The organism is Zarconia navalis LEGE 11467 (assembly GCF_015207075.1).
GTDB lineage: Bacteria > Cyanobacteriota > Cyanobacteriia > Cyanobacteriales > Geitlerinemataceae > Zarconia > Zarconia navalis.
Genome location: NZ_JADEXN010000082.1, coordinates 1 through 12,590 on the forward strand (window position 1 = coordinate 1; position 12,590 = coordinate 12,590).

10 protein-coding genes, 1 tRNA gene and 1 pseudogene are annotated in these 12,590 nt (G+C 47.2%); 5 read left to right on the top strand and 7 right to left on the bottom strand.

What is annotated here, in order from left to right; genetic code table 11:
• From IQ235_RS06400 to IQ235_RS06430, 7 genes are all read right to left on the bottom strand, one after another.
• Positions 1-543 (bottom strand): filamentous hemagglutinin N-terminal domain-containing protein (locus IQ235_RS06400; protein ID WP_405196651.1); only part of this gene is annotated, 543 nt, incomplete at its 3' end.
• Between the two features lie 282 nt (positions 544-825).
• Entirely contained in the window at positions 826-2,433 is a 1,608-nt protein-coding gene (locus IQ235_RS06405; RefSeq protein ID WP_264320659.1) for a choice-of-anchor K domain-containing protein, read from the bottom strand.
• A gap of 473 nt (positions 2,434-2,906) precedes the next feature.
• Positions 2,907-2,978: transfer RNA gene (locus IQ235_RS06410), tRNA-Asn, on the bottom strand.
• Between the two features lie 91 nt (positions 2,979-3,069).
• Positions 3,070-3,618 carry an NYN domain-containing protein gene (locus IQ235_RS06415; RefSeq protein WP_264320660.1) on the bottom strand — a complete coding sequence of 183 codons (549 nt, stop codon included), beginning with the start codon at positions 3,616-3,618 and terminating at the stop codon, positions 3,070-3,072.
• A 133-nt stretch (positions 3,619-3,751) separates the two neighbouring features.
• Positions 3,752-4,126, bottom strand: a complete 375-nt coding sequence (locus IQ235_RS06420) for a hypothetical protein (RefSeq protein WP_264320661.1) — start codon at positions 4,124-4,126, stop codon at positions 3,752-3,754.
• 24 nt (positions 4,127-4,150) lie between these two features.
• Positions 4,151-4,822: an energy-coupling factor ABC transporter ATP-binding protein gene (locus tag IQ235_RS06425; RefSeq protein WP_264320662.1), complete on the bottom strand. Its 672-nt coding sequence runs from the start codon at positions 4,820-4,822 to the stop codon at positions 4,151-4,153.
• Positions 4,822-5,100, bottom strand: coding sequence for a UPF0367 protein family (locus tag IQ235_RS06430; protein ID WP_264320663.1), 279 nt, complete (start codon positions 5,098-5,100; stop codon positions 4,822-4,824). The genes IQ235_RS06425 and IQ235_RS06430 overlap by 1 nt, the downstream gene beginning before the upstream one ends.
• A 294-nt stretch (positions 5,101-5,394) precedes the next feature.
• On the opposite strand from IQ235_RS06430, the gene psbD reads away from it, so the two are divergent.
• The 5 genes and pseudogenes from psbD to IQ235_RS06455 form a co-directional block, all read left to right on the top strand.
• Positions 5,395-6,453, top strand: coding sequence for a photosystem II D2 protein (photosystem q(a) protein) (gene psbD, locus IQ235_RS06435; protein ID WP_264320664.1), 1,059 nt, complete (start codon positions 5,395-5,397; stop codon positions 6,451-6,453).
• 182 nt (positions 6,454-6,635) lie between these two features.
• The gene (gene psbC / locus IQ235_RS06440; RefSeq protein WP_264320668.1) at positions 6,636-8,000 is read left to right on the top strand and encodes a photosystem II reaction center protein CP43; all 1,365 of its coding nucleotides are present in this window, start codon (positions 6,636-6,638) and stop codon (positions 7,998-8,000) included.
• A 160-nt stretch (positions 8,001-8,160) separates the two neighbouring features.
• On the top strand, positions 8,161-9,030 hold the full coding sequence (gene nadC / locus IQ235_RS06445) for a carboxylating nicotinate-nucleotide diphosphorylase (RefSeq protein ID WP_264320665.1): 870 nt from the start codon (positions 8,161-8,163) through the stop codon (positions 9,028-9,030).
• Positions 9,031-9,512: 482 nt separating this feature from the next.
• Entirely contained in the window at positions 9,513-11,870 is a 2,358-nt protein-coding gene (locus IQ235_RS06450; protein WP_264320666.1) for an adenylate/guanylate cyclase domain-containing protein, read from the top strand.
• A 157-nt stretch (positions 11,871-12,027) separates the two neighbouring features.
• A pseudogene (locus IQ235_RS06455) lies at positions 12,028-12,590 on the top strand (hypothetical protein); the annotation flags it as partial.

Here is a 12,590-nt window from a genome sequence, read left to right on the forward strand (position 1 = left end):
CGTTCCCGACCCCAAAACTTGAATATCCCCCGGATTGGCTCCAAACTGCAAGCCAATGGGAACGTTAATACTCAGCAATGGCTGGGCAGTATCCGTGGCACTGTAGAAACTACCATCATTAAACAAAAATCGATCGGCCGTACTGCCCAGAAACGAACCGCCAAGATTGAGTCTGGCGTTGGGGCCAAAAATGATGCCGTTAGGATTGAGCAGAAATAGATTTGCATCGGTGGCGCGAATCAAACCATCGATATTAGAAAAGTTACCGCCGGTGACGCGGGTAATAATATTGTCGATGCTGATGCTATTGTTAAAATTCGCCTCACCCCCGGTGGGAACGGAAAATTCCTGGAAACTGTGGAAGAGATTGCTTCCCGCTTCGGTTCCTCCGTCGATAGTGATAACATTGCCGTTGGGAGTGACGATCGAATTATTAGGAAGCGTTGTATCCGGGACGATTTGCGCCATCGCCGCATCATCGATCGCTCCCCAAAAACTTACCAGTTGCAATGCGATCGCACTTCGATAGATCCACCGTTGCATACTTTGACCTCACAGCACCCAATTCACAATTGAACTTCAGTCTCGATCGATACATTCTATCGAAATATGGAAACCGAAAATAATACGGCTTAATCTAGCATGATTTTGTGTTTAGACCTGCTATCTACACATTTTTAAATAATATTTTAGACAGCGTATTTTTAAGAGTACATTTACGAAATTTTCCCAGACAAAATTGCCGGTTATCTCAAATTTAGATAACTGGCAATCTTAACTTAAAGTCGATCGAGCGCGATCGTAACGAAAAGAGAGAAATCGATCTTAAATTAAAGCCAAGTCACCTTGAGGAACCGAAACAATGGAGTTCTCGACACTTACAATGCTGTCGGTATTGAGAACGAAGCCGATAAAAGAACCATTTTCAGCAAGTTTAACTCCCACATCGTCCGTACCGTCAGCATTGAAATCGCGAACTTCAAAGGTGACGGCAACATCCACCGTCAGCGCGATAATATCTTCTCCAACGGTGAAGTCAGTCACCAAATCTGCACTGAAAGTGGCTTCAGTTTCATCGAATTCGCTTTGCAAGATAAAGACATCATCACCACTGCCACCAGTGAGAATGTCGAAACCGCTATCTCCCGAAAGAATATCGTCTCCCTCTTCTCCAAGAACGACATCGTTACCTTTTCCTCCTCGGACAATATCACCACCTGCTCCGCCTGAAACAAAGTCATCTCCACGGTTCCCGTAGACGCAATCGATGCCGTCTCCACCCATCAAGATATCGTCACCATCGCTCCCCATTAAAACGTCGTTACCGTCGTTCCCTTCGAGCATATCGTCGCCATCATCACCATCGATCGCATCGTTATTGTTGGAACCATCAACGCTGTCATCTCCATCCGATCCGATCGCCGCTGTAATACCGAAAGCTTCAAAGTCGATCGTGGTGGTTGTCGTGGATGTAATCTCGAAGGTAGTTTCGCTGCTAAAACTCAGAGATGCCTCGGCATTGATGCTCCAGAGTGTATTGAGTTGAGAGGGATTATCAATGATGACCGATCCAGCAACGGGGCCATTGCTACCACCAATAAATATCCCTCCAGATGCGGTGATTTCGGTAATAGTCGTTTGGCTCAAAGTGGTGAAGAACGCGATCGGAATGGTCGGAGTACTATCACCTCCGCTACTGCCACCACTACCACCACTACCACCACTACCACCACCACTGTTATCGGCAATCTGAATCAGACGACCGTACAAGTTGCCAATATCAAACCCTTCTTCAGGCGAGTTGAATCCACCAGTGGTCGTTAGGCCCCCATCTTGGGAGAAACCTAAGAGTTGCAGGGTATAGGTGTCGCCGTCAAGTTCAAAGGTTTGCGGGGTCAATCCGCCGCTAGAAAAGCCTAGTACATCGGCATCGAGAACCGGATCGCCAGTCACATTGGGGGTTGTGTCAATATCGAATAGGTAGACGAAGGAATCGGGATCGTCGTCGGTTTCATCAAAATCGAGATCCACTTGAAAAGCAAACTCGCCACTAAAGCCCGTTCCCGCTTCGATCGTGCCATTTTGATAGAAAATTTGACCGATTTTAAAGGGTTCGTCTGGTTTGGCACCGAATAAGTCACCACCATCGAACTGAAGTACGCTGGGGAAACTCCCTTCAATGCCAATGCCCCATTCAAATCGGTTGTCTGTACCACCATTTTCGTCAGTAATGAGGATAACCGAATCGGAAGTAATATCATTCGGGGCGAAGAATTGACCGGATGAGACACCCACGATCGCTTCAACATCCATGTCATCCATGTCGTCCATGTCGTCCATGTCGTCCATGTCATCCATGTCGTTCATGCCGTCCATGTCGTCCATGTCATCGTCCATCATCATCTCATCATCCATCATCATGTCGTCGTTCATGCCAAACTCCTTACAACTCTAATGTGCTGACTGACGATGTTTGAGGAAGCCGTGAAGCGTCTCTGTGCGTCAGCTACTACTACATATTTCTCGGGTTTGGGAACTTATGCACTTTTTTTTGCCCAATGGTAGAAATTTATTCGAGAATGTTGCAAATATAGAGAAAACGACAGGACGATCGAGTCTCTGAAGTCCCTGCTCGATCGAGGTTTGATGAATTTGAGAGAAATTTTTTGTAGCGGGACGATATTGTTAAAAATTTCCTGTCAAGTAAGGTGCGTAACGCTCACCTCAACTTACACGTTAGTAATCGGATCGATTCCATTCAAGATTTTCGATACCGAGTACCAGACATGTCGGACATTTTCTAGATCGAGTAAATTTTGCCAAACTCAAAGCTTCGCAATTCGATCGAATACGGAGTTCGTAGACCGATAAAGTTTGCTCTGTGAGCTTTTAAAATTCAATTTAAACTCCCCAGGCCGGATTCGAACCAGCGACCAATCGGTTAACAGCCGACCGCTCTACCACTGAGCTACTGAGGAACGCTTGAATCGCGCCTTTACTATATTAGTCACAAATGGATTTGTTGGCAAGTCTCAAAAGAATCTTTTCTCAAGATGAGTCACCATCGAGCTAAAGCCTCTGTTGCCACTGTGCCAAACGCTGCCGGGATGCCGGGTCTAGGGCATTTGAGAGCAACCGCCTCGACGATCGCGCTGGAGCGTTTTGCTGTCGGCGACGCACGCGACGATTGGAGGTTTCGACTTCTGATGCGAGTTGCCGTGCCGACATCCACTCTGCACCGTATCCCACCACAACCAGTTGTTGGGCGCGATCGGACGTGGCAACGATCGTTCGCCGTTTGGGGCGCGCAGCCTCCCGTTTGATGGCGGCGCAAGCCTTTTCGATGTGGGTATCTGCTGTTTGACCGAAATCGGTATACACCAGGCATAAATGAGGCGTAATCGTTTCTCGATGACTCCGAGAATTTCGATATTGAGAGTCGAAAATGACCCGTGCGTCAAAACCGTGAAAGGTACTATAACCAATGAGCCGTTCGGTTAACGCCCGTCGGGCCGGTTCCAAACCGTAGTTATCGCGAATTTGTTGTAGATCGGACCACAAACCGATAATGTTGTAGCCGTCTACCAACAAAATGGTGGTAGGGGAAATGGGAGACATTGTTGTTAGCCAAGTGTAGGGAAGTCGGTTAGGTTGCTTATGCCTATATTTGCCTATAATGCAACGTTCTGCCAACCCTATATCAAGGCATACAAATATAATACTTTTGCAATACAACGTGTTGCGTCAACCGTCACTCACCGCCCGATCGTTCCCCATCCCGACCGTGCCAGTCATCCCGAAACTGTTGTGAAAACACGTAACCGATCGACATCCCGATCGCCAGTGCCACGAGAATACGACCCCAAAAATCCGGCAGGAAAAAGGCAACACCGATTAGACCCACTGCCATCCACATCGAGAGGCGTTTGAGACGGTGGGAATTGTTTGGAGCAATCCAAGCGATGAGATTGTCTAGAAACCGACCGAAAGGAACCCCAAAGACCCCAACGGCAAAGCAGGTCATGAAAAACTGCACCATTTGGGGGGAAACAGAAAACTGAGGTAAAAATGAATCGAACACGGCACTTTCAGGATTTGAGTAGAGAATTTCGGAACCCGTCGGCAAAAGTCAAAGGTTTGTTGTCCGTTCTCAAGTGCTCGTCAACCGTTGTTTGAGTCGGTTCGGTTCCCCCTGCGCCACGACCCGTCCTCGTTCGAGCAAGAAGCCACCATCGCAATAATCGAGTTCGTCGAGGCGGTGCGTCACCCACAGAGCGCAGATTTGCTGGCGGGTGACGAGCTGTCGCACTTGCCGTACCAAGTCTAGTTGGCTGTCAGGGTCGAGTAGAGCGGTGGGTTCGTCGAGAAGTAGCACCTCGCAGCGACGGGCGATCGCACCGGCAATGGCAATCCGTTGCTTCTGGCCCCCACTGAGCGCGTAGATCGGACGACCGCGCAAGGGAAGTAAGTTGACCAAATCGAGGGCCTCATCTACCCGTTGACGAATGCTAACGGGTGGAAGCTTTTCCTCCACCAATCCGAACGCAACATCTGCTCCCACCGTCGGCATCACCAGTTGATGATCGGGGTTTTGGAAGACGAAACCCACCGGAGGCTGAATCTCGATCTGACCGGATTTAGGGGCGAGCAAACCTGCCAGCAAGCGCAATAGCGTCGATTTTCCACTGCCGTTGGTTCCTAAGAGCATCCAAAATTCTCCTTTGGGCACTTCGAGGGAACAAGAACTTAACACCGATGTACCATCGGGCCAGTTGAAGCATAGATCTCGAACGGCGATTGCAGGCTGCTGGTTGAGGGACATCAGGCTTCCGTTTGAGTAAGAGCGGCGAAGAAACCGGGCTGTTTGCCCGATGTTGCACCACCGGATTTCTCAGAAATCTGGACGGCACAGACTTCGCTGGTGAGGACGCAGATTTTTTTCTCCGGTTGGCGATCGCAGGTCAACTCTAGAAGCTGGGGAGTTCCCGATTTCATCGCTTCGTGAATCTGCCCGTAGAGCGCCGAAGCATCTTCCTCTGTCTTTCGCTGCACCGATAGGGGAAGCGGGGCCAATTTGAGCATGACATCGATAGTAAACATGGGCGCTCGAATGTGAAGTTTAACGTTAGATTCTTAATTTATTATGAATTACCAATTTTGGGTTAGATCGTTTCCCTCTTGGCTTTCCACGGCGATCCTCATTCTGACAGATTCTTGCCATGGGGGGTGAAATTTCGATCGCTTCCCCCTATAATGAGTAACATAGTAAAGAAACGTAAAGTCCGCGATCGCTCTCAACCATTTTCTGCATCCTGCAAGTCGGGAAATCTCGAAACGGCGGTAGCCAGACTTAAGAAAACTTTACGACGCAATATTGTATAGGAGATTCGCTTAATGACAATCGCAGTAGGACGCGCGCCAGCGAGCCGGGGAGCATTCGACATCCTCGACGACTGGCTAAAGCGCGATCGCTTCGTCTTCGTCGGCTGGTCCGGGATTCTGCTATTCCCCTGCGCCTACATGGCACTGGGTGGATGGCTCACCGGAACCACCTTCGCCAGCTCCTGGTACACCCACGGACTGGCAAGCTCTTATCTAGAAGGATGCAACTTCCTCACCGTAGCGGTATCCTCTCCCCCCGACAGCTTGGGACATTCCCTGCTGTTCCTGTGGGGACCCGAAGCCCAATGGAACTTCACCCGTTGGTGCCAACTCGGCGGACTGTGGAGCTTCGTCGCCCTCCACGGCGCCTTCGGACTGATAGGCTTCATGCTGCGTCAGTTTGAAATCGCCCGATTGGTGGGACTTCGCCCGTACAACGCCATCGCCTTCTCCGGGCCGATTGCGGTGTTCGTGAGCGTATTCCTGCTCTACCCCTTGGGTCAATCGAGCTTCTTCTTCGCCCCCAGCTTCGGGGTAGCCGCCATCTTCCGATTCATCCTCTTCCTGCAAGGGTTCCACAACTGGACCCTCAACCCCTTCCACATGATGGGAGTCGCCGGAATCCTCGGTGGAGCGCTGCTGTGCGCCATTCACGGTGCCACGGTAGAAAACACCCTGTTTGAAGATGGTGAAGGCGCCAACACCTTCCGGGCATTCGAGCCCACCCAAGCTGAAGAAACCTACTCCATGGTGACGGCCAACCGATTCTGGTCTCAGATTTTCGGCATTGCCTTCTCCAACAAGCGCTGGTTGCACTTCTTCATGCTGTTCGTGCCGGTGACGGGTCTGTGGATGAGTTCCATTGGCATCGTCGGTTTGGCATTGAACCTGCGGGCTTACGACTTCGTGTCTCAGGAAATCCGCGCTGCGGAAGACCCCGAATTCGAGACGTTCTACACCAAGAATATCTTGCTCAACGAAGGGATTCGCGCTTGGATGGCTCCGGCGGACCAGCCTCACAAGGGCTTTGAGTTCCCCGAGGAAGTTCTACCTCGCGGTAACGCTTTGTAAAGATATGAGATAAGCTAAGAATTTAAGGTAGAACTTTCGATCGAACCTTAAATTCTCATCTCATAAGCTCATTTAGTTAGAGATAAAGCGGTTAAACAAGTCCTAAAGTCGCTTTATCTCCCGAATGAAAAACCCAAATTCAATGGAGGTTTTCCCCCTTGGACTCGACATTTAATACTGCCATGACAGGCACGGGGCGCGACCAAGCCTCCACAGGCTTTGCCTGGTGGTCTGGCAACGCGCGTCTAATCGAATTATCGGGTAAATTGCTGGGTGCTCACGTCGCTCACGCCGGCCTGATTGTTTTCTGGGCGGGTGCGATGACTTTGTTTGAAGTCGCTCACTTCGTTCCCGAAAAGCCCATGTACGAACAGGGCATGATTCTCATGCCTCACATGGCGACCCTCGGCTGGGGTGTCGGCCCCGGCGGTGAAGTCATCAATACCTTCCCCTATTTCGCGATCGGTGTTTTGCACCTGATTTCGTCAGCGGTTTTGGGTCTTGGTGGTATCTACCATGCCGTTCGCGGTCCCGAGCGCCTCGAAGAATATTCTTCTTTCTTCGGGTACGACTGGAAGGATAAGAACCAGATGACCAACATCATCGGTTTCCACCTGCTGATGCTTGGCGGTGGCTGCTTCCTCCTGGTCATCAAAGCCATGTTCGTTGGCGGCGTTTACGACACCTGGGCTCCCGGTGGCGGTGACGTTCGCATCATTTCCAATCCCACGTTGAACCCAGCAGCGATCTTCGGCTATCTCACCACCTCTCCTTTTGGTGGTAAGGGCTGGATTGTCGGTGTCGATAATATGGAAGATATTATCGGCGGCCACATCTGGTTGGGTCTGATTTGCATCGGTGGCGGCGTGTGGCACATTCTCACCAAGCCTTTTGGTTGGGCGCGTCGCGCTTTCATCTGGTCTGGTGAAGCTTATCTTTCCTACAGCTTGGGCGCTCTATCCATGATGGGATTTATCGCCTCTTGCTTCGTCTGGTTTAATAACAGCGCTTATCCTAGCGAATTTTACGGCCCCACCAACGCTGAAGCTTCTCAAGCTCAGTCGTTCGTGTTCCTCGCTCGCGACCAAAAACTGGGCGCGAATATCGGTTCGGCTCAAGGCCCGACCGGTTTGGGTAAATACCTGATGCGTTCTCCGACTGGTGAAATCATCTTCGGTGGAGAAACCATGCGTTTCTGGGACTTCCGCGGTCCTTGGCTCGAGCCTCTGCGCGGTCCGAACGGTTTGGACTTGAATAAGCTCAAGAATGATATTCAGCCTTGGCAATTGCGCCGTGCGGCTGAGTACATGACTCATGCTCCCAACGGTTCGATTAACTCTGTGGGTGGCATTATCACCGAGCCGAACTCTGGATTTAACTACGTGAATCCTCGCGCTTGGTTGGCGGCTTTCCACTTCATCGTGGGCTTCTTCTTCTTGGTCGGTCACCTGTGGCACGCCGGTCGCGCTCGCGCGGCTGTTGCTGGCTTCGAGAAAGGGATCGATCGCGAAGGTGAACCTGCATTGTCGATGAACCCGCTTGACTAATTCAGTCGGATGTCTCTCATCGCGAAATCAATAACATAGTTTTTTGATTTTGTAAAGGCTTCTGCATTTTGCAGGAGCCTTTGGCATTTTGAGATAGACCCGTTGGCAAAAAGACCCATCCTGTTTTAATGTAAACGAGCCGTTTTTCACCCATAAAAAAATGACGATCGCTGCTGTAATGCCGCCACTTTTAGCACTAGACCCGTTATTAAAAAGCTGGCTTTTAGAAGATATCGGACGAGGCGATCGCACCACCCAAAGCCTATTTCCACAAGGGACTTCGGAAATTGGTAAGGCTTGTTGGATCGTCAAAGAATCGGGTTCCATCGCCGGATTGCCGATCGCCGCGCGGGTGTTTCAGTTGCTCGACGAGCGCGTAGTATTTACCCCCACCGTTGCAGAAGGTGAATCTTGCGATCGCGGCACGAAAATTGCCACCATTGAAGGTCCCCTCGATTCCCTCTTGATGGGGGAGCGCGTCGCCATCAATCTGGGGATGCGATTGAGTGGGATTGCCACGCTTACCCAAAAGTACGTTGCCGAAATCGCCGATTTACCCGCGCAACTGGTGGATACGCGCAAGACGACACCGGGGTTGCGATCGCTTGAAAAGTACGCAACTCAAGTGGGGGGAGCGATGAATCAGCGCATGGGATTAGATGATGGGGTGATTATTAAAGATAATCATATTGCCCTGGCTGGCGGCCTCAAACCGGCGATCGCGAAAATTCGCGCCAGCATTCCCTATTCTCTAACTATTGAAGTTGAAGCCGATACCCTCGATCTAGTTCGAGAAGCACTCGATTGCAAAGCCGATATTATCATGCTCGATAATATGTCCGTTGAAATGATGGAAGAAGCCGTCGCTTGGATTCGAGACACCAGCGATCGCATCAAAATTGAAGCCTCGGGAAATGTCACCCTTACCAATATTCGCAAAGTTGCCGAAACGGGAGTAGACTATATCTCCAGCAGCGCCCCGATTACGCGATCGACTTGGCTAGATTTGAGTATGAAGACCATCGACTAGTCCGCGATCGTCAAGAGATCGCTATCTGAGCCGTCTTTTCGCTTTCACCAGATACGACGCACTCAAGCATACTTTTTGTATAAAACACACAAAAAGTAACAAGTCTTTTGACTACAACTCAGGTATAATTTTCGCATCTCATACTGATGGGTTAAGCCTCTAGCATCTACACAAAAACGGTCACAAACGAGCGAGCCAAACTCTTTAGGTTTGTATGACTGCCGTGTGAAATAATAAGCGATCTCAAAATTTTTTGAGTTAATCTTGAAGTCTGCTCAAAAAACTCGATCTCTAACTCTTTGTTTGAAAATTTAATTTATAAAATTGTGCATTTTATATTGAAAAAGCTTTCACAGGATTTCCGAAAAGTGAGCTTTTTACAATTTATGCAAGGCATAATCGATGGCAATTGTTGCCGATATTAGATAAATTAAGTGCATCACTCAATCTTACATATTTAAATTTACATATTTAAAAAATAAATGAAAAAGAGGCTTGATTCTATTACCACTTGCATTTTATTTCCGTTCCTAACTTTAATTGGAACAAGCTTTGCATTTTCAATTATAATTTCAGTTTTAGATAGTCAGCGTATTATTGATCGTACTTTTGAAGAATTAAGTAATGAAATTAATAACCGTGTTAAAGATAAACTAACAACATATTTCTCAATTCCTCATTTAATCAATCAAATTAATAGTAATGCTATTGAATTAAATAACTTACAGCTTGACAGCCAAAATAGCAAACAGTCTCAAACCTATTTTGCCAAACAGCTTATCTCATTCAGAAATGATTTTAGTGATTTCGATCGAATTATAAATGCAATTTACTACGCAACACCGAATGATGAATTTTGGTCGGCAGAGTATAACTTTGGCGAAGGAAGAATTGTTTCGCTACTCTTAAAACAAAATGAAGCTTATAGGGAGATGTACGGTGTAGATCGAGAATCGGGCGAAATTTTAAATCTTTTAGTAAACAATCGAGCTAAATATACTCCTAGTGAGAGACCTTGGTTTATTGCTGGAAGTAGTGGTAAAGCATGGAGTGATATTTATCAAGACAGCAGTACAACAAATAAAAGGCTAGTTATTACTGCTGTAAAGCGTATTGTTAGCCAGAATTTCGAAACAGGTAATACCCAATTTGAAGGTGTATTAGGTGTCGATTTACTTCTTTCAGAAGTAGAAGACTTTTTAGAAAAAGTTATTCAAGATATAAATAATAAAGGATTAATATTTATAACACAAAAGGAGCCAGATACATCTCAATCTAATTTAATTGTGACATCTCACAGACACGATGTTGAAAATCGTCGTTCTATCACTGCAGATGATAGTAGAACTTTCAACTTGGTCACGGCATCAAATTTATTTGATAAATACCAAGGCAAGAATAACGATACGCTCCTAGAAAGTGCCAAAGTAATTTCTTATATTGCCGAAGAGTTCGATCTAAAGTATCAAGGGAACTGTAGAAGTACTCAAACGCTCGAAATCGTAATAGATAATGAGATTTATTTAGTTAAAGTTTCTGGCTTAGATATTGGAAAAACAACGAGGAATGAAGCCGAAGCATTAAATTGGTGTATTTTTTGGACAGTTCCAGAGTCTGAGCTTTTGGGAAATATTAATTCTGACAAGAAGCAAGTCAGCTGGCAAATTTATGCTGTTATGGGTATTTTTCTAACTGGTGTTGCCGTGATTATCTCTTATCGAATTGTTAAACCTATCAAAATACTGACAAGTTCTGTCCGATCTTTATCAACCTCAATCTCCAACTTGAGCGAAGAATTTACTCCCCCTCCTGATATCACTCGTCCTTCAGAACTCAGTCTTCTATCAAAGCATTTTAATACAATGAGTCAGGATTTGAAGGTAGCATTTTCCGAGCTGAGGCAAAAAACAGAAGAACTCGAAGTTCAAAAAAACGAACTTACAAATTTGAACGGTCGTCTCGAACGAACCAATGAAGCATTTAGGCGTTTTATTCCTCAAAATTTCTCCGACCTCTTAGGAAGAAAAACTGTTGACATTCAATTAGGAGATAGTATTAGAAGAAGAATGACAATTTTCTTTTCTGATATTCGATCGTTCACGAGTTTAAGTGACGATATGCAAACTCCTAAAGAAAATTTTGATTTTATTAACGGCTATTTAAAAAGAATGGAAGGTGCGATCGCCGAGCATCACGGCTTTATTGATAAATATATTGGTGATGCAATTATGGCACTGTTTGATGATGAAGATGAGAAGCGAGAATATCAAAGTGCTAGAAATGCAATTGAAGCAGGTCTGAGTATGTTAGAAAAACTAGTTGAATATAATAAGGAACGCCAATTACTCGAGCTTCAACCCATTTATATCGGGATTGGTATTCACTTAGGCGATCTTAGACTGGGGACTGTCGGCGGTCAAAATCGTATGGATACAACTGTCATTAGTCCAGCGGTTAATCTCACTTCTCGACTCGAGGGCTTAACCAAACATTTCGGAGCGCAAATTCTAATCAGTGAAAATGTATTCAGAAGGATGAGCAGACCTCAAAGAGAGCGATATGCTTATCGTTACTTAGGTCTTGTAAAACCCAAAGGAATTCGAGATATGGTTGGTGTTTATGAAATATGCGATGGGAACTCTACTGAGGTTAAAGCGTGCAAGATGGTAAACAAAGAAAAATTTGAAGATGCAATCGCGCTTTATATTAAACGCCAGTTTAGTCAAGCCTCGCTGATATTTCAAGAAATTTTAGAAGCTTGCCCGAGCGATAAAGCTGCGAAGTTTTACCTAGACTGCTGTGAGAACGAGCGAAATTTTAGCGAAGAGTTTGGGAAGTAATTAGGCTTCGGTTTCATTTTTGTCAGCATTCAGGCACGATCGAGTTCGTTGAGTTGTACCGAAGTGTTCGTTCTAAAATTCCTAAAAGTCACAAACCTTTCGGGATCGTCCCCAATCTCCCCGAACAAATAGATAGAAACGTCCTCCCCCAAGGTTCATGCGATCGTCACGACTCTCAGCGATACCCAATTCCCCTGCTAGGATAACGGCAGGTGATGTTTCTTCCCCGAAAGTCGTGGGCTGGAATCGGCAAGTTTACCAACGTCTCAAACTCGCATTTAAACTGGGCTTGCGCCGTCAGATTTTCATCGCCGTTTGCGACGATTTGACCCGGCGAGATCGTCTGGCGGCTCAGTTGCAATCAGAACTGGGCGTGGATTCGGATTCGTCTTTTCCCTGCTTTGTCAGTCTCCGCTTAAATCTGAGCGATCCCAATCCAATTTCTCAGGTAAATCGCTGGTTGGCGCAACATCCGCGATCCTCTAGATCCAATGGTGGATGTGGGATACCGGGATTTCAAATTGTCGGAGTCGAACAGCTCACCCGACAGCCAGCCGCCGTCCAGTGGTCGTTTCTGAACGGATTGCGCCAGATTCGGGAGTCTTTACCCCGGTGGGAACCGAGTTTGCTGTTGTGGGTGTCTCGTCCTTGGTTGCATTCCATCGAGCAGTCGGCACCGGAATTCTGGCGTTGCTGTACGGGGGTTTTTGAGTTTCAGGG